The organism is Flavobacterium paronense (assembly GCF_030409795.1).
Lineage (GTDB): Bacteria > Bacteroidota > Bacteroidia > Flavobacteriales > Flavobacteriaceae > Flavobacterium > Flavobacterium paronense.
The window spans coordinates 847,972-867,045 of sequence record NZ_JAUFQN010000019.1 but is presented as its reverse complement, the minus strand read 5'-3'; the positions used below and the strand labels follow the sequence as shown (position 1 = coordinate 867,045).

The following is a 19,074-nucleotide window of genomic DNA, read 5'->3' as shown; positions in this document are numbered from 1 at the left end:
ATTATTTAGTTGGGTTTATGGATTGTAAAAGTATATCTCTGTGCGCTTCGCATCGAATTAGATTGGTATAAAGCAATTTTTTTCTTTTAGTAATAATAGACGGTAAAAATCCGCGTTTGTATAATCCTGCCATTATTTTTCCCTTGTAAGGTTGAATCCACGTATTCATAAGAGCCTTCCAAGTTGCCACATACTTATTGAATTCACTTTCCAAAAGTGTATCATCTGCGATTATAGTATTCAATTTCTGTAAATGTTCTTGCAGGACTTTTTTGTCGGTTTCATTCAATAAAGAAAGACCAACTTGCTCACTATTTTGATAAACAAATTCTGTTTCAAAAGTTATTGGTTTGTTTTTTTCAAATCCTAAACGAACTAACATTCCTTTATTCCATGGTAAATTTTGCAATCCTTCCCAATCAAAACAAAAATTTCCTAGACTGTAGAAAATTGGAGCTTCCTTATACACTTCATAACCCGAAATAATATGGGTATGATGTGCAATGACCGCATTAGCTCCAGCATCAACAAAAAACCGATACCATTTTTTTATTCTTGGACTTGGTAATTCGTAGTGTTCATGTCCGCCATGTGCAACAATCACAACAAAATCAGCTGTTTTTTTGGCTTCTTGTATTTGATTAAAAACATTTGCTAAATCTATTGGATGACATCCAGGTTCTGCTCCAAAAGTAGTAGTCCATTCGTTTTCGGCTGCATTTATAAACGCTATGGTAACATCCTCTTTTTTCCAATAAAACGTTTTAGACGCTTCTTCAAAATTAGCTCCACTTCCTAACCACGAAATATGGTGTTTATTTAGTGCTTCATAAGTCTCTTGCATTCCTTCCCAGCCATAATCTTTGAAATGATTGTTAGCCGTTGCTACTAATTTACAATTTAAATAGTTTAGTATTGAGGCGGTTTGTGGATGTGATTTTATATGTGGACCTGTTTTACTAATTGCGTTACTGCTCGTAGTTAATGGACATTCTAAATCGATAACATTCAAATCATTTGATTCGAAAAAAGGTTTGGTTTCTTCAAATAAAGGTTGCCAGTTATCGGTTTGAAATTCTTTTTCAACACGACGCCATGGACAAAAATCTCCTGTAAATCCTATTTTTATCATATATAATTAGATAATTCATCTGTGGTTATGAAACGTACATCTGGCCATTTTTTAACTATGGCTTTCAATAACTGATTTAAATCGCGTAATCCTCTTTCTCTATTTTTTGGGTTGATATAGCCAATAAAATTAATTCGATGAGAACAAATTACAGCAGGTTTTGAAAACAAAAAAGCAGATTGAATTTCAGCTAAACAGCTATTTACCCAATCCTTTTGAGCTAACATACTTGGCTCAAAAAAACAATTTCGTGTGTTAAAACGCAGTCCATTTTGTTGTTGTCCAAAATAATGGCGGACGGTTTCATAATTATCAAAAACGCCTGTTGGTTGCAACTGTGGGCGAATACCTTGCATCCATTCAATCCCTTGTTCGGCTAAAAATGGTTCTAGTTTGGTATCCCAATTGTAACAGGGAGCAATAAAACTTTTTGATTTATAACCAAAATGTTGTTCAAAAACCTGCAACCCATCTGCAATTATCGTCTGATGCTGTTGAATTTCCTCTGGACTATCCCAATCAAAGGCTTCCATAAAGCTGTAATCCTTCTTTCCGGAATAAGTGGTTTGCTGTTCAAAAGACGTTAGTATTGCTTGATTTTTTGACTGCAAAGCAGCCATCCAACGTTTAACACTGAGATGTTCTCTGCCATGAAACTGAGGATGAAAAACACTAGCGGAAATTCCTTCTTTCCATAATTGAAAATTGTTCTGATGCTTTGGATAACGTTTAAATGTGGCTGTAAAGGGTTCCCAAAAATAATGTTGAAAATCATGTGCTTTAATTTTTTCAAAATCGGGATTAGCCATGATACTGTTGGCGGTAATAACTGCAGGTTTCCCGTCACAGCCTTTATAAGATTGCAGTACTTCAAACAATTTTTCCAAATCCTCTTGAGAAGCAAGTGAATCATTTTTGTATATACTATTGGCAACTTCAAAACCCTTTTTCTCAAAATAAGTAATCGTTTCTTTTGAAGGTGTTCTAATCGCACCCCAATCATCAGATTCAATAATTATAAGTTTTTCTTTTAAACAACTTCCTTTTCTATTAATAGCTGTAGCTGAAAGGAAGGACTTTATTCTTTGAATCATAGTTGCTTTGCTGTTCCTCTATTTTTACCTGCAATACTATCTGCTACTGCAGCACTCGACATAAATTCAACATCAGGCCATTTTTTTACAATAGTATCTAATAATTGTTTAAAAGCGGCTAAACCTTTAGTTCTATTTTCCGGGCGTAATCCACCAATAAAATTAACTCTATGCGTACTTATTACAGCAGGTTTTTTCCATCGAAAGGCAATTTCTATATCCGACAAACAAGTATTCAACCAATCTTTACCTTCCTGACTCGGTTCAAAAAAACAATTTCGAGTGGTGTACATCTGTCCAAAAGCGTTCTTCTTTCCTAACCAATAAAATCTGTTTTTAACGTTACCTTGCCCCAAAGCTTCTTTTTGAATCTTAGCTGCAAAAATATAATCAATGCCTTTTTCTGAAGCTACTTGCTCTAAAGCATTATTAATATTACCATTAGGTGGAACAAAATAGCGTGCTTTATAACCAAAAAGAGACTCGAACAAATCCAATCCAGAAGTTATTACTTCTTTTTGAACTTGCAAATCTTCTTTAAATTCTAAATCAAATGCCGCTTGATACATCACATTAAATTTATTTTTATTGGTATATCCCCAAACCTCTTTGTCAAAGGCCAAATGAGTTTCTGCATCTTTATTTTGCAAAGCCCTCATCCAAGTTGCTACATTTAAGTGTTCACGACCATGAAACTCCGGTAAAAAAAGTTTGTTGTCAATTCCTTCTTTCCATAAAGCAAACGCTTGAGTTCGGTTGTACCTATTCAAAGTTGCATTAAATGGCTCATAATAGTAGTGCTCAAAATGATTCGCCTTAATTTTTTCAAAATCAGGATTTGCAACTATGGTTATTGGAGAAAAAATGGGGTAATTACCTTTAGCATCTTTAACTGAAGTCAGAACATCATATAAAGCGTTTAAATCTTCGGCTGATTCTAAAGTATCGTTTTCATTGTATCGTTTAGAATCTCCTGAACTAACGTCTAATTTATTGTTATCCAAGAAAGCATAGACTTCTTTCGAAGGCATTCGCAAACTTCCCCAATCATCACTTTCGATAACAACAATCTTGCGATCAATAGATGCGCCCGGAACACTGGAAAGGTTTCTTAAAATTTTTTGTTTCAAACTCATCATTGTATAGCATTTAATATTGAAACAACAGGCAAATCTAAAAAGAATACTAAAAAAGGATTCAAAAAAATTGTAGAAATACTTATTGTATCTAAAGATAATCTAATAGATACTATTATATAAAAAACTAGCAAAGGAGACAATATACGCATCCATTTTTCTAAAACAGTATTGTAATTTGACTGCACATAATAAAATATTGTAGCAAATGCAAACAAATAGGCAATTAGTAAATAACGAGATCCAGATGTTACTAAATTCATAATATTACCAATAGCCAAAAAAAACAAAGTAAAACTGTAAAAAAATCGAAAATTTAAATTTGCTGCTAAAAATTTTCTCCCACTAAAGAAGATATAGCTTAAGAAAAAAGTAATAAACCATCCCGCTGCCTTTCTGAAGTAGACCATGAACCAACTAAAACTTGAGTAATAAGTTACATAAGCATCTCCATAATCTTCATCTGTGTATACTTTCACTTTTGGTAATAAGAAAGTAGGTAAAATCGATTCCAATCTACTTCCCAAAACACTCACGTTAATTTCTGAAATAAAAAATGTAGTAATAAAAAATACATACAAGATAAAATAAGGGATCCTTACAAAAAAGTATAACAAGAAGATGGCTACAGGCAGTGCAAAAGAAAAATGAACTAAGATACTCGACAAAACAATTAGAAGCCCTCTATAGTTGTTTTTGATAATGTAAATGTAGGCTCCATAGAAAAAAATATGTGCTGCCGTCCACATTCTAACAGTAGGCAATTGCCAAAAACCAACCGTAACAGTAAATGAAATAAGAAGTATCCATAAATAGATATTCATTTTATTTTTGGGGACTAAATCAAATAAAAAACCAATATTTCTTGAAAAAAAATAACCAAAAACAATTGCAAAAATGCCAAATAATACATTTCCATTATTTGTAAACGTTGACACACAATATAATATTATAGGTGCATAGATATCATAAGAAACTTCTCCGTCATAATCAGCAGAAAAAAAGCTGCTGGAAAAATTATCCCAGTTTACGGGAGAATAATATAGGCTTTCTAACTTCGCGTTATAACGGTCGACATCACTACCTGGCGGGAAATACATAGTAAACCCAAAAAATATAACAAAAAACCAAATGGCATTTTTTGCCCATACAGCTTTATAATTTTTAAAGGCTTTTATCAAACCAAAAAATGGAGAGAAAATAAAAAATAAAATTGAGGTTTTCAAAAAATTCGTTTAATTGATTAGGTTCAAAAAATTAGAGGCAACATTTTCTATATAATAGTCATCTACATTACTATGTTCAATTTGATTACTAAAATCATAATTCAAGAATGCATTAAATGTAGCGTAACTTTCGGTATCATTTGTAAATGAAAGTATCGGCTTTTTGATGTAAAAATAATCTATTAATTTTAATGATTTTTGAATAGCTACTCTATAAGGAAAATGCAATAAAAAATCAACAGTAGACAATTCGTTTAATAAGACAGAACGGTCTTTATATTCATAAAACACGCACTTCTGAAGTGTTTCAGGATTAAGATTAGAATTGAAAATATCTTTTTCTTTAGTGTAAATAATAAATCTGAAATCTTTTTCCAGACTATTCAGATAATTTAAAAACGGAATAGCATAAGGCAAATAACTACCAATATTCCCTGCGTATGCAAAGGTTATTATTGCATTCTTTTGAGGTAATACAGTAATTGGTGGAAACGAAAGACCTTGTGGTATGACTTTGATTTTATTTAGGAATTCAGGATAATAAGCTGTTTTAGCACCTTCAAAAGGGATTACAATATAGTCAGCTTTTTTACAAAAATTCTTTTCCAACCATCCAAAATAAAAAGGAGGTCTAAAGGTGTCATTCCTTTGGCCCATATAAGGATCCCCACAATCGGCAGCCCAAACTTTTGCTATACGATGTTTCTTGGTTCGCGACGATGCAACTCCCCAATGTATAGGATAAGGCACCGCAACAGAAACTAATAAATCATATCCCGATTCATTCTTCAAAGCTTTTTTTAACAAAAAAATAGTTTGAATTTGAGGATATTCAAACAACAGTTTAGAAAAACGCAAAGCGACCCTCCAAAACAACTTAATAACACCAGTTCCTTTTATAGTTATTTCAGGCCAAGTCAACCCTCCCATATCTTTGTAGGTTATCGATTGTTCATTACAAAATGCATCAACTCCCGGTCTATGATGTGTAATTACTTTTACACTATGACCTTGTTTAACAAATTCTTTAGCAAGCTCAGTAGCACGCAATGAACGAGGAGAGTTTTCGGGATAAAAACCATTTGTTACAATAAGAATTTTTTTTGTAGAAATATTATTTTTCAAATCAGTATTTTAAATAATCATTAAAAGCTATTTTGAACATGGGAAGAAAAGTATTGCTAAATGCAAAAAAACCGGAGCAAATACAATTAATAATCTTCATTATTCATTTTTACCAATAATCTTAGCAGGCACACCTCCTAAAACCACATTGCTCGGAAACGACTTTGTAACAACAGCTCCTGCCGCAACGATAACATTATCACCCAAATGTACACCTGGCAAAATTACAGAATTAGCTCCTAACCAACATTTTTTTCCGATAACAATAGGTCCAATAGACTTATCGTGTTTTTTAAAATCTTTTTTATCATGATTAGCAGAAATAATTTTAACGCCAGGGGCAAAAATAGTGTAGTCTCCAATATAAACTTTATTAATTCCTTGTATATAACATCCTCCAGAATTAGCAAAATATTCAGCAACACCTCTGCCTATAAAAATAGTCTTACTAACACGAGAGGTAAAATGAACCATAAAAGGTACTTCAGCATTAATTCTTAGTATTTTTTGAAAGAAAAAATTAACTATAGTCAAATTGAATAATGCAGGAGAAAGTAGATATTCAATCACATTTGAGGGCTCTGGTTTTTTCCAGTTTTTGTATTTGTATTTGTCTAAAAACATGTAATTATTTTTTATAAAATCTAAAATAAAACAGGAAAATTAGTTTCGAAATATTATAAACTTTCACATAGCTTCTATATAAAAAACGCACACCATCACCGTCTAAAATATTTAAATTTGCTTGTTTTAAAATTTTTAATATGGCAAAATAACGCCTAAATTGAAAAGAGGAAGTACTAGGTGCCAACGATAAAAAAACAAACTTGGCAACCACATGATTGACCAACCCTCTTTGCTTTTGGTTAAAATCAAACTGTTTCGAAAATTGTTTAACATCCTGAACGGCTTTTATAAAACCTTGAATCGCTTTTTCTGAATAAAATAAGCGCGAATTGGTTGCTGAGCCTGCACGAGTGGTTCTTTGATAAAACTTTTTATTTTCAAATCCAACTCGATTAGCCACCGTAAATACTTTAGCTAAAAACAACCCGTCTTCCAAATAAGGTACGTCTTTAGGATAATGAATGGAATAATGTTGCAACATTTCTCTTCTGTATAACATAGCCCATGAACGATCAGGATCTCTAACCGCATAACCTCTTGAAACAAAATAACCTTCAACACCATCATAAATAGTCCCTTCCTGGTTAGAATAATCCGTATGCCATACACTCTTTCCTGAAGCGTTGAATATTTCAAATCCTAAATACAAAACATCTAATTGGTGCTGTTCGGCCAAATCTAAAACACTACCCAAAGTGTTTGGCAAAACATAATCGTCAGGATCTATGGGAAGTATATATTTCCCTTTAGCAAGCGCTATGGCATTATTTCTAGCCATAGAAACGCCTTGGTTTTCCTGATTAACCAAAATTAAGTTGGAAAATTCAACTTGTAAACGTTCAACAATTGCTTTACAATTATCGGGCGAGCCATCATTGGTAACTATAATTTCGAAGTCAGTTTTTGGAATATCTTGATTTTCCAAACTTCTAATACATTTTTCAATGTAATCCTCAACGTTATAGACAGGAATGATAATACTTAAATGCATACTTTTTTATTTATAAAATAATACATTTTGGTTGGATGGCAATCTTTTTTTTATGGCAAAAATATACTGGAAAGGATTTAGATAATACGTTGTTACGGTGTATAAAAAGCGATTGAAACTTGTATTTTTGGTCATTTCAAATTGCCGAAAAAGTTTCGATATATAAAATACGTGTCCTTCAGACATAACCATTTCCCAAGGCAAATACTGGTGTGCAAACTCTTTTCTAATGCTATATGAATTAATAACGGATGGTTTAAACAAAACATTATCACCCGTGTTATTTAATGCTTTAGAATGGATACGATACCCAACAGTAGCTTTATGAAAATACCAAAGTCGTTCCCCAGACTGTGTCAACTTAAGCCACATGGGATAGTCTTCTACCAAACGATTACTTTCATCATAACCTCCAACTTTTTGAGTCGCAGTTCTATTAAAAAAATAAGACGGTGTAAAATGGATTCTGTCTGAAACAAGCAACAATTGGAATTGGTCTTGAGCAGTCAAAGAAATACCCATCAAATGACTTGGAAAATTCAATGGAGTAGTCCTAACATAATGGGAAGGATTAAAATCATCTTGATAAATCATTACTTGACTAAAAATGATTTTTGCCTCTGGATTGTGCTTTGCAAAATCCATATTGTCAGTAATACAATTAGGCAATAAGATGTCATCACCAGCAACATACTTAATCCAATCCGTCTGTGATGCTTTTGTACATCGGTTGCAGTTGGCAGAAACACCTGTGTTTTTGGGAACTGTCAAAACGGTTACTTTCGAAAATCGTGACCGATTTCTCTCTTCAGACAGCCATAGATTTACAACATCTAAAGTAGTATCTGTAGAAGCATCGTCCGAGACAATTAACTCTAAATTTTGATATGCTTGATTGTATATGCTCTCTAATGTCTCTAAAACATAAAGTCCAGAATTATAAGTTAGGACAGCAACTGTAACCAACTCTTTCATCGTTTTACTTTGGTTTTGACATAACTTAAAATACCTTTTAAATTGATTCTTTTATTCAATTCAAATAAACAGTAAGCAATTGTAAATAAAACAATTACTGCTTCTGGGTAATAAGCATTTGGGTAACCTAAAACTTTTATACAAATTAAGCATAAGGATAAAGACAAAAATATTTTTGAAGTTAGCACTATTACTTCTTTTGAATATTTAAAATTGTATTTTGATTTTATGACAATAATCATAATTATTAAAAAAATGCTATGACTGGCAATCATAGATATTCCAAGTCCAGAAATACCATGAAATTTATAAAAAAACAAATTAAATGTAAGCACAATTAAATTAGCTATAATTTCAATTATCAAAAAAAGTTTATTATCACCTTTTGCTAATATTATAAATCCAATAACCCAAATTAAACCTTTTAAAGGCAAGGCAATAACCGACCAAAATATAAAATCTTGTACACCTATAAACTCGGAACTCAATAGCAAATGTATCAAAAAAGGAGTCGTTGAAATTAACAAAACGAGTACAATTCCCAAAATAATCAAAACCAATTCTGCTTGTTGATTAACTAATTCTTTCCATCGTACTTCATCGTCTATTAAACCTGATAATCGGGGAAAATAATCGGTTGCCATTGCCGTAAAAACCATACCTACATAGCCATCAACTATAGCAACTCCTGCATTATATAACCCTAAATCTTTAAATGATCCGGTACTCGAAATAAAGGCACTCAAAATGAAAGCTATACCGGCAGCCAATAAACTTATCAAAGTCAGGCTGATACCTAGAGTCACCATTGGTTTACCTAGAGAAAAAGTCTCTTGCCAACTTATAGATTCTTTTTGAAAGTGAATTTTTCTGGTAAAAAAGACAGAAACCAAATAATTCCCAAAAGCAGTTGCAATAATTGCAGGAACAACTCCCTCTATACCATAAAAATAAAATATAGGTAATGCTACAAACAAACCAAGTACTCCTCCAAAAATATTCGCTTGTGCCAAATATTTTAACTGTCGAGTACCTCGTAACAAAGTATATATTCCTCCTGACAAAGCCCCAAAAACAAATGTAATTGAAAGCCAAATATAAGAGCTTGTATGGTCGTAATTTCCAAAAGAAAAATGACTTAAAAGAGGTGAAAAACAAATTGTTAAAAGAACTCCCAAAAATGCTGTAATCCAAATCCATCTTCTAAAAACAGTAAAAGTCTTTGCTATTCTTACAGTATCTCCCGAATTGTGTGCTTTGGACAAATCTCTGACAGCACTCTCTGATATTCCTAGTGCAGATAATGTTTTTATTAAATTTAAACTTGACATGAACATCCCATTCAGCCCCATTCCTACTGTCCCAATCAAAATAGCCAAAACTTTACTTCGAATCAAGGTTATAATGATGTTAAACACCTGAACACCTCCAAAAATAGAAGTAGCTTTAAAAATCTGTTTAAAAGATGCTTTAGAATCACTCATCTATCGACCGCAATATTTTAGCAGGAATACCTCCTATAATTACATTAGCAGGAAAAACTCCCGATACAATAGCACCAGCAGCTACTACTGAATTTTCACCAATCACAGAATTTTTTAAAATAAGTACATTATTGCCAATCCAAACATTTTTTCCTATAGTTGTCGAGCCTATCGTACCAATAGTATTTCTTTGTGAAGGAGCTATTCCATGAGCTTCGTGATCAAAAATAGAAACATTGCACCCTACCAAAGTATTATCACCAATAGAAATAAAATTAGCAGAACAAATAAATAAATTATTATTTGTTGAAACATTATCTCCAATTTCTATTTTAGAATTACTATATCTGGGTTGTATTTCAATCAATCCTCCATAAAAGCCACCACCTAATTTAAATCCAAAAATGCAATTACTGCCCACTTTTAAAGTTCCTTTACCTGTTACCAATACTTTTTGATTGCATTTGAGATTATTTTTAACTAGTATTCTGTTATGAAATAAAGCCTTACTATTTGCCAGATGGAAATTAAAAAATTGCATTTTATATCTTACTATTTTATTCCAAAAATTGAGAATTCTACAAATTATTGAATTTAAAATTTTATGAATCAATTGTTTCACTTTAATTAATCTAAAATTTATTTATCAACTCAGAAATTAAAATAACTTCATCTTCTGTTGTTGTTGGACTTATAGGTAAACTCAAAACTTCTTCATGTATTGCCAATGTCAATGGTAAATCTAAAGTATTCATTTCTTTATAAGCTAATTGCTTATGTGGTGGTATTGGATAATGTATCAGAGTTTGAACGCCATTAGCTGTCAAATATTCTTGAAGTTTTTCTCTTTCTTTGCATCGAATGACAAACAAATGCCAAACATGCTCTTTGTTTTCATTGTGATTAAAAGATTCATTTACAAGAATAGGAAGTTGAATAGCTGTATTTTTAATTCTATTGAGATACAATGCTGCGATGCTTCTTCTATATTGATTTTCAGTATCAATGTACTTTAGTTTTACGGTTAAAAAAGCAGCCTGAATTTCATCTAATCTACTATTCAATCCTTTAAATTCATTAACATATTTTTTTTGACTTCCATAGTTCCCTAAAGCTCGAATTCTGGTGGCTAATTCCGTATCATTAGTAGTTACAGCTCCAGCATCTCCAAGTGCGCCTAAGTTTTTTCCGGGATAAAAACTAAACCCTGCTGCATCACCTAGGTTTCCCGTTTTAATTCCATTCCATTCGGCACCAATAGCCTGAGCATTATCTTCGATAATTCTGAGATTATACTTTTTCGCTAATGCAACAAGCTTTTCGTCCCAACAAACTTGCCCATATAAATGAACCACCATAATGGCTTTGGTTTTGGCTGTAATATGACTTTCAATCAAATCAATATCTAAATTATAACTACTTAGATTTGGTTCAACTAAAATAGGTTGCAATCGATTGTCAGTAATAGCCAAAACAGAGGCTATGTAGGTGTTTGCTGGAACAATTACTTCATCGCCTTCGTTCATAACTCCCATATCGATATAGGCTTTCAAAATCAAGCGTAATGCATCTAACCCATTGGCAACACCAATAGCATGAGAAGCACCGATGTAATCAGCTAATTTTTTTTCAAAAGTAAGTAGTTGCTCTCCTTGTAAAAACCATCCAGAGTCTATGACTTGTGAAGCAACTTGTTTAAGTTCTTCGGCATATTGCGCATTGATTTTTTGTAAGTCTAAAAATTTAATCATAATCGGTCACCTATTTTAAATATATCGGCTGGCTTGATAATTTTATTATTTATTATTATTTCTTCTAAGGCAATAGCGGTATCTTTTGTTTTTATCCATACAGCTCCGTTATCGGTTTTCAATACCACAGCACCCGCAAATCCAGTCGCTTTTTTATATTTAGGAATTGTTCTAAGTTTATTAATTTCAATCAAATCATTTTTATATTTCATTTTCAATCCTGTTCCAAGCGGCTTTGAAAAAATAATGTTTCTGTTTATAATTTCAGTAGTAGTATAATTCCAATTCTCAAGTATACCATCTTCTGCAATAACTTTACTGGCATAAATAAACTCTTCACCTTCTTGTGAAACAGGTTCAATTTTACCATCGAAAATGCTCTGTATAATCTTAGGTAAATTATTTTTTAAATCATACGTAATGGCATTTTTAGCAGCAAAATAAGTTTCACTTTCTTTGATAAGATACTCAAACTTATAATAAATTGCTCCTCCATCTAATTCTGTTGTTACTTGATGAAGCGTATAACCAACATTTCTATCTCCATTCAATATTGACCAAGCATTAGCGTTATTTCCTCTGTAAACTGGCAATAAACCCATATGAATGTTTAACAGCAAAGGAGTGTTTATTTCATGAATATTAATAATCTTGTTAAAGTTGATGAGAATTATTGCATCAACTTCTAGAGAATTTAAGTTATCTAAAGTTAAAACAGGAATCGATTTACTTTCCAGTTCACTATAAAAAAAAGGAAATTTACTTCGTCGTTCATAGTCTAAAAAAACACCTACAATTTCAAATGTATGACTAAAATTTGTGATGAGGTCTAAAACGGGTTGACCAAATCCTGCTATTACTATTCTATTCATTATTGTTTTCCAAATAAAATTTAATTACTTCAAAAAAATATTTGATTTGAGTGATTGCTAAGTTTTGATGATTGGGTATAAAAAAAGCATCTTCTCCATAAAAAACACTGCTTTGAATACCATTATTAGTAAGAAATAGTTTTAATGCATTTAAATCATGAATAATACTATTGTTGTTCAATAACAAAAGAGAGGGTACAACCTTTTCACTTGTATTAAATCGTAATGTAAAACCTAAATTTGAAAATTGCTCTTGGGCATAATCAAAAATTACTTTTCTTTTTTGCAATAAATCTTTTGCATTTGCTAAATGATAAGAAAGTACATTTTCTATATAGTTTGATTCTTCTTTATTTAATACTGATTTTTCAATGACTACATCAACATTTTTAACTAATAGACCGCCTATTTGAATAGGAAAAAATTTTGGAAAACTATATACTGAAAAATCACCATATTGACCAATCTTTTCATTTGCGTCCTGACTAAAAAAAGTGGTGCAACAATCCTCAATTATAGGCAATCCAGTGGCAACTAAGGTATCCATATCAGGAAAAGGATAACCAAATTCGTGGTTCACAAATATAATTTTGGTTTCTGGCAGAATTTCTCTATTCCAACGACATACCTTTTCAATTTCTTTTGTAACACAGGAACTGATGTAGAAATTATTTGAAGTGGTAAGTATGGTAATCAAATCGGTTGGAGCTAAATTATAAGTCTCTATAGCCAATTTAATAGCTCCACGTCCGTTATAAGTAAACTGCCAATTGCCTTTGCCAAATTTTTTATTAAAATAAGCTATAGCAAAATCATTAGTTGACAACTCATTATTACTGGCTATATGTTCAGTTGTAAAAGGACTAATTCGATAGCAAGGCATTAAAAAAGAGTCTGGATTTATTACAAACATTATTCTATTTTTTTACAAAAACTATATTTTGGGCTTAAATCACATCCTATACTTTCTTTGAACTCACATAAACCATGATTAGGAATAGAATTTTCTGTTGATGGCCCGACATCTACAATTTTAATCCCGCTCTCTTTATAATGTTTGAAAATATTATAAGCTAGGAAATTCATGGTTTTATTATCTGAAAATTGAGGTAAATCGCCCCAGTAAACTACTTGAACAATCCCATCAGCAACATGGAAAATTATAGCTGATGCAATATTAATATTATCTTTTTTTACAACAAAAAAGTCAATTGGAATTATCGATATTGTTTCCAAAACTTGCTTCCAAGTCATATTTAATGGAAATCCCCTTTCTTTTCTATTTTGGACAATAATATCATAAGCCATATCACCCTCTTCAACATTAATTTTCTCGAAGAATAATTCAGATTTAAAAGCAATTTTTAAATTTCTCCGTGTATTATGACAAATGGTTGATACATAATTATCATTAAAATTAGATAAATAATATTGATAATTAAGATTAACATTAGAATACAAATAGCCAGCCCTAAAAAGGGAATTAGATAATTTGTTTAAAAAATTTTCTCTGTAAAAAAATGGAGGTAATACTATATTAATTCCCTTAAAACCATAGGCCTTAGACCAATTTTTCAAAGCATCCAAAGCCGTGTCAATTTGAAATAAACGAATATCTTCTCTCAGATATTCAAATCCTCCAAAAGGGGCTGAAAATGGAGAAATTAAAACTCCTTCTCTCAATCCTAAAATAATTCCTAAACGCACTTTTGTATCTTTAAAAATTAAGTAATAAACGTTCTCGCATTTATAGGCATTAAAAGAATTAAAAATAGCCGAATTAAAAACATGAGAAGGTTTAGAAAAAATTTCAGCGTATGACTTTGAATCTATTTCAATAACTTCCATTTCATAAATTTTTTATAATCTCTAAAATAATCATTTTCATCATACAATTCAGATGCAAGAACCAAACAAATGGAACCACTAGAAAAATTAATTTCTGATGCCCAAATTCCTGGAGGAACATGCAAACCTATATCAGGTTTATTTAATAATATCAATCGCTTTGTTTTGCCATCGTCCAATAAAACTTCAAAAGAACCACTAGCTGCTACCAAAAACTGATGACATTTCTTGTGGGCATGTGCTCCTCTTGATTCACCACCCGGAATATCATACAAATAAAATATTCGTTTTATGTCAAATGGAATCTCATCATTATTATTAACAGCTGTAATATGACCATTTCGATCACCTATTTGGTTTAAATGAAGTAAATTACATTCAAAAACTGTCACATTACTACTCATGATTTACAGCTTTAAAATCATTAAAATCTCTTAAATAATCTTCTTTTGAAAAAAAATCACTCGATATGTGTAAAGATAAAGCATTGGTTGAAAAATTTTCAATATGCCTCCAGGTGAGAGCGGGTAAATAAATACCATAATAACTTCTATTTAAAGAGTGTTTTTCAATTGTACCATCTGTCTTAGTTATCACTACATCAAAACTACCACTCAAAGCAATAATAACTTCCTGCTGTTTATAAAATGCATGTCCACCTCTTACTTCTCCTCCTGGCACATCATAAACCCAGAAAGTCCGTTTAATCTCAAAAGGTATTTGGCTAGAATGTTGCAAAAAGGTCAAATTGCCTCTAGGGTCAGTAATTTTTGGAAAATTTAATAATTTTACTGAATTTTTATTCATAATAGAACTTTATAATTAAATAATCAAGTCTTTTATATTTATATAAAAAGGCTATTTCTTATATTTAGATACTTAATTTTAATGGCTTCGCCCCGTCAGTCACATAAGCAAACTAACAAAACAATAAAATTTAGTCAAACCAACCTTATGTCGTAAGTACTTTTTGGTTTAAAAATTGATATTCAAAAACTAACAATCCGCTTTCGTCATGTTTATTAGTAAGATAAAACATGACTTTTTTATGAATCTCCTTTTCAATCTTATCTGATAATTTCAAAATATATTCTTCATTCAAATCAGTACCTTCCAAAACTACTTCTATTCTACCGCTATCAATCCCTTTTACATAATCACCAATAATAAACACCCTATGTACCGAACCCATACGTCCTAAGACCATCTCAATAATGGTGTCGAGACCAATATGTTTTCTGACAATCTGTTGCAACAAACTAAAAAAAGGATTGTGTTGATTCGCTTTATAGGTGATTTTTTGATCAACCTCATAACGAATCAAATAACCAGCATCGGTAAGATTATTTAACTCTTTTCGAATCGCATTAGTTGATTCGTTCATTTCAGAAGCTAAACCACGTAAATAACCCTCGTTTGCAACGTTTATAAAAAACTTGACAAGTAGTCGCAATCGAGTTTTAGAAGTTATTAAATTTTCAAGCATTAAAAGATATTAACTGAGTAACAAATGTACTCATTACTTTTAAACATTCTTAAAAATATCTGAAATTTTACAATTTATTAAAAAGAGAAACTAAAAAAATAGCTTAACTCTTTCAATATATTTTCAAAAAACTGAAAGATTATTTATGTAAAGTAATTTTAACTCCCAACTGTTCTAAAACTATAGTAATTTGAGTATTGCTAATTTTCTCAACGATTCCTTTTTTTCCACCAAAAGGACCTGAAGGAATTTCATAATTATCGCCTGGCTGGATACTATTAACTTCAAAAGAAGCTACTGTACCTTGCAACCAATTTTGCATAAGTGCTATCTCTTCGTCTCTTATTAAAGCAGGTTTCCCAAGCCAATAAAGGTATCGAACAACACCCGAAACCTGAAAAACTTTGTCTCTCTCTTTGGGTTCAACTTTAACAAATACATAAGAAGGTAATAGAGGAACTTCCACCTTTTTCTTGCGGTCTGACCATTGCCGAACTTGAATAATTAAGGGACAGTAAACCTCAAAACCAATTTGTTGCAATTTAGCAGCTACTTTCTTTTCTTGTCTCGGATTTGTATATAAAGCATACCAAGCCATTGTTGAAGTTATATTTATAATTATAAAAACAATAGTACTACTTTAAATTCAAAAACAACAAATAATTAATAACTTTTGAATGAAAAAATAATAGGTTTCACTGCTAAAAATATAGCAATCATGTAGTAATTACTTCAGAAAATATTGGGTAGTTATTGGGTAATAACTCTTGAAATCAAATTATTAAAAACATCCATTTATTTTATCTCAATTTGGACTTGAGTTAAACCAATACCTCGGAAGAGTTTTTGTGAAATGAAAAAAAGACTGAAATAATAAGATCTATTGTTAAAAAGTATTTATCTAGTTGCCAATAACAATCCAATCTGTTCCATCGCTTTGTACCATGTATCTTTGATTAGCATTAATTGTTGTTATAGTTGAATTGGTTACATCGTCATAAATTCCTCCTGCACTTGAAGTAAGGTTTTTTGTAGCAATACCATTACTCCCTATAATTATAAAAATTTTACCCAGATTAGCAGGTGCACTTGGAAGATTAACAGTCGTAAGATTATTCCATACCCTTATAGTATAATCCGTTAGCAAAACATTATAAGTTCCTATGGTAGCTCCTGTATATAAATAGGATTTAACATTAGGGTCTGCCCATGAAATAACTCCTGATCCATTAGTTTGTAATACCTGCCCAACAGTTCCTCTGGCAATCGGAAATTGATAACCCGTTCCTGCAGGATCACCAATTTGAAAAGTGCTGTTAGTTCGCAATATTCGCGCTGGACTAAATTCACCATAAATTAACGAGGTGACAGCTGTTGTTGCCGAATTTGAAATATATAATTTATTAGAGGTATTATCAGCTGAACCTGCCAGATTTCCTATAGCTACACTATTTCCTGACGAAACATTACCGGCTTGATATCCAACAAAAGTGTTACTCGACCCAGATGAAGCACTACCTGCCTGCAACCCAACATAGGTGTTGTTAGAACCAATACTATTACCTCTACCTGCTAAATGACCAACGGCTGTATTATTAGTTCCAGATGAATTAAATTCTAGTGAATAACTACCAATACCAACATTTTGAAACCCACTAGTATTTAACCTCAAAGATTGATTTCCAACAGCTACATTGTCTATGCCAGTACTAGCACCACCTTCACAACCTAATGCCTTAAAGCCAACAGAAGTGCAATTATTACCAGTACTATTTCTTGCAGCTAAAGAACCAATTGCCACGCATTGGTTTACATTTCCTGCTGAATTTTCCATTGCATTATAACCTAAAGCAACATTATTTTGGGCTGCAGCATCATTTATTGATTTAAGTGCATTGCTTCCAACAGCTGTATTCCATGATGCAGTAGTAATACTTGATCGCAAAGCATTTCTACCTATTGCTGTATTTTCAATACCCCCGTTAGAATTCAATAAAGCCTCACTCCCAACAGCTGTATTATTCCCCACACCAGTTGTATGTGTAATCAATGCGTTATAGCCAACAGCAACATTATTTAGACTCGTTGTATTAGATCCCAAAGCAGCTGTACCAACTGCTGTGTTATTTACAGCAGTATTAGCCAGCAAGGCATTATAACCAACTGCTGTATTACCTGGTGCAGTTGTATTAGATGCCAAAGCACTTGCCCCGACAGCTGTATTACCTGTTGCCGTAGTATTAGCCCCAAGAGCAAATGTCCCAAGGGCTGTATTACTCGAACCAGTACTGTTGAGTAGTAATGAGGATCTACCTACTGCTGTATTTCCTGAACCAGTTGAATTTGAATATAAAGCACCATATCCAATAGCAGTTTGGTTGCTTGCTGTATTATAATATAAAGATTGAGAACCAACAGATGTATTATTACTTCCGGCAGTGTTAGTTAACATGGAATTATATCCCAATGCGGTGTTATCTGCTCCTGTAGCATTATTTAACATAGATAAATATCCCAATGCAGCGTTATCTATTCCCGATGTGTTATTGTACAAAGCACCATATCCAACGCCAGTTTGACCACTTGCTGTATTAAAACGCAATGATTGAGAGCCTATAGCGGTATTGTATATTCCAGTACTATTTGCAGCTAATGCTAAATTACCAACGGCAGTATTATCAGTTCCAGTGGTATTAGTGAATAAAGCGGTATTTCCAACAGCAGTATTAGCATTTCCCGTATTAGCGGTTAAAGAATTAGTTCCAAAAGCGGTACTTGTAGTTGCTACCCCAGCAGTTAGGGCTCCTAATCCAAAAGAAGTACTCGTAGCACCTATTTTCCCTGCAGCAGCATTACTTCTTCTAAAGGCAACATCAACACCGTCTGTTGTCCCTAAAAAATTTGTTGTTCCGGATAATCCGGAATTTCCTGTGGTAAGCCAACCAGCAGAACCTGTAGTTAATTTTTGCCAAACAGCACCGTCATAAAAAAAGAAACCTGTTGAAGTAATATTAATTGCCTTGGCAGGAGTTATAAAATTACCGGTAGTTGCGTCATTTACATATATCATTGTAGAAGTAACCAAACCCGTCATATTTTGAGCTCTTTGTCTATCAACTCTTGGAATTAACATCCCATCAACAGTTGTTGAAGCTCCTGTTGGATTTACAGCTGTGACATCTAATGTTGCAGCCGGCGTAATTGTAACAATTCCAACTTGCGCATTTACAAAAAACGAGGATAGTGACAAAAATATTGAAAATAAAAATAACTTCATGATTGTATATTTAGTGGGTAAACTTTAGCTAATTGTCTCTATAAATTAAT

General features: G+C 32.1%; 19 protein-coding genes. All 19 read right to left on the bottom strand.

The window, feature by feature from the left end; genetic code table 11:
• Window position 1: 1 nt before the first annotated feature.
• Window positions 2-1,132, bottom strand: a complete 1,131-nt coding sequence (locus QWY90_RS05055) for a CapA family protein (RefSeq protein ID WP_290284782.1) — start codon at window positions 1,130-1,132, stop codon at window positions 2-4.
• Window positions 1,129-2,226, bottom strand: a complete 1,098-nt coding sequence (locus QWY90_RS05050; RefSeq protein ID WP_290284781.1) for a polysaccharide (de)acetylase — start codon at window positions 2,224-2,226, stop codon at window positions 1,129-1,131. Before QWY90_RS05050 ends, QWY90_RS05055 begins: the two co-directional genes overlap by 4 nt.
• The gene (locus QWY90_RS05045; protein ID WP_290284780.1) at window positions 2,223-3,356 is read right to left on the bottom strand and encodes a polysaccharide deacetylase family protein; all 1,134 of its coding nucleotides are present in this window, start codon (window positions 3,354-3,356) and stop codon (window positions 2,223-2,225) included. Before QWY90_RS05045 ends, QWY90_RS05050 begins: the two co-directional genes overlap by 4 nt.
• Window positions 3,357-3,361: 5 nt before the next feature.
• Entirely contained in the window at window positions 3,362-4,588 is a 1,227-nt protein-coding gene (locus QWY90_RS05040; RefSeq protein ID WP_290284779.1) for a hypothetical protein, read from the bottom strand.
• Between the two features lie 9 nt (window positions 4,589-4,597).
• The gene (locus QWY90_RS05035) at window positions 4,598-5,713 is read right to left on the bottom strand and encodes a glycosyltransferase (RefSeq protein WP_290284778.1); all 1,116 of its coding nucleotides are present in this window, start codon (window positions 5,711-5,713) and stop codon (window positions 4,598-4,600) included.
• A 99-nt stretch (window positions 5,714-5,812) separates the two neighbouring features.
• The gene (locus QWY90_RS05030) at window positions 5,813-6,337 is read right to left on the bottom strand and encodes an acyltransferase (RefSeq protein ID WP_290284776.1); all 525 of its coding nucleotides are present in this window, start codon (window positions 6,335-6,337) and stop codon (window positions 5,813-5,815) included.
• Window positions 6,338-6,341: 4 nt separating this feature from the next.
• Window positions 6,342-7,331, bottom strand: coding sequence for a glycosyltransferase family 2 protein (locus QWY90_RS05025; RefSeq protein WP_290284775.1), 990 nt, complete (start codon window positions 7,329-7,331; stop codon window positions 6,342-6,344).
• 6 nt (window positions 7,332-7,337) lie between these two features.
• On the bottom strand, window positions 7,338-8,306 hold the full coding sequence (locus QWY90_RS05020; protein WP_290284774.1) for a glycosyltransferase family 2 protein: 969 nt from the start codon (window positions 8,304-8,306) through the stop codon (window positions 7,338-7,340).
• Window positions 8,303-9,790: an oligosaccharide flippase family protein gene (locus QWY90_RS05015; RefSeq protein ID WP_290284773.1), complete on the bottom strand. Its 1,488-nt coding sequence runs from the start codon at window positions 9,788-9,790 to the stop codon at window positions 8,303-8,305. Before QWY90_RS05015 ends, QWY90_RS05020 begins: the two co-directional genes overlap by 4 nt.
• Window positions 9,783-10,238 (bottom strand): acyltransferase, encoded by a 456-nt coding sequence (locus QWY90_RS05010; RefSeq protein WP_290284772.1) that lies wholly within the window; start codon window positions 10,236-10,238, stop codon window positions 9,783-9,785. The genes QWY90_RS05015 and QWY90_RS05010 overlap by 8 nt, the downstream gene beginning before the upstream one ends.
• Window positions 10,239-10,422: 184 nt before the next feature.
• Window positions 10,423-11,541, bottom strand: a complete 1,119-nt coding sequence (locus QWY90_RS05005; RefSeq protein WP_290284770.1) for a DegT/DnrJ/EryC1/StrS family aminotransferase — start codon at window positions 11,539-11,541, stop codon at window positions 10,423-10,425.
• On the bottom strand, window positions 11,538-12,413 hold the full coding sequence (locus tag QWY90_RS05000; protein ID WP_290284769.1) for a formyltransferase family protein: 876 nt from the start codon (window positions 12,411-12,413) through the stop codon (window positions 11,538-11,540). Before QWY90_RS05000 ends, QWY90_RS05005 begins: the two co-directional genes overlap by 4 nt.
• Complete coding sequence (locus QWY90_RS04995) at window positions 12,406-13,326, bottom strand: DegT/DnrJ/EryC1/StrS family aminotransferase (protein ID WP_290284768.1); 921 nt, start codon at window positions 13,324-13,326, stop codon at window positions 12,406-12,408. Before QWY90_RS04995 ends, QWY90_RS05000 begins: the two co-directional genes overlap by 8 nt.
• On the bottom strand, window positions 13,326-14,261 hold the full coding sequence (locus QWY90_RS04990) for a GNAT family N-acetyltransferase (protein WP_290284767.1): 936 nt from the start codon (window positions 14,259-14,261) through the stop codon (window positions 13,326-13,328). The genes QWY90_RS04995 and QWY90_RS04990 overlap by 1 nt, the downstream gene beginning before the upstream one ends.
• Complete coding sequence (locus QWY90_RS04985; protein WP_290284765.1) at window positions 14,243-14,665, bottom strand: sugar 3,4-ketoisomerase; 423 nt, start codon at window positions 14,663-14,665, stop codon at window positions 14,243-14,245. The genes QWY90_RS04990 and QWY90_RS04985 overlap by 19 nt, the downstream gene beginning before the upstream one ends.
• A complete protein-coding gene (locus QWY90_RS04980) occupies window positions 14,658-15,068 on the bottom strand; it encodes a sugar 3,4-ketoisomerase (RefSeq protein WP_290284764.1) in 411 nt (136 codons plus the stop codon). Before QWY90_RS04980 ends, QWY90_RS04985 begins: the two co-directional genes overlap by 8 nt.
• Window positions 15,069-15,213: 145 nt before the next feature.
• Window positions 15,214-15,747, bottom strand: coding sequence for an ArsR family transcriptional regulator (locus QWY90_RS04975; protein ID WP_290284763.1), 534 nt, complete (start codon window positions 15,745-15,747; stop codon window positions 15,214-15,216).
• Between the two features lie 139 nt (window positions 15,748-15,886).
• Window positions 15,887-16,345 carry a UpxY family transcription antiterminator gene (locus tag QWY90_RS04970; protein ID WP_290284762.1) on the bottom strand — a complete coding sequence of 153 codons (459 nt, stop codon included), beginning with the start codon at window positions 16,343-16,345 and terminating at the stop codon, window positions 15,887-15,889.
• Between the two features lie 303 nt (window positions 16,346-16,648).
• Window positions 16,649-19,024 (bottom strand): beta strand repeat-containing protein, encoded by a 2,376-nt coding sequence (locus QWY90_RS04965; protein WP_290284761.1) that lies wholly within the window; start codon window positions 19,022-19,024, stop codon window positions 16,649-16,651.
• Window positions 19,025-19,074 lie beyond the last annotated feature (50 nt).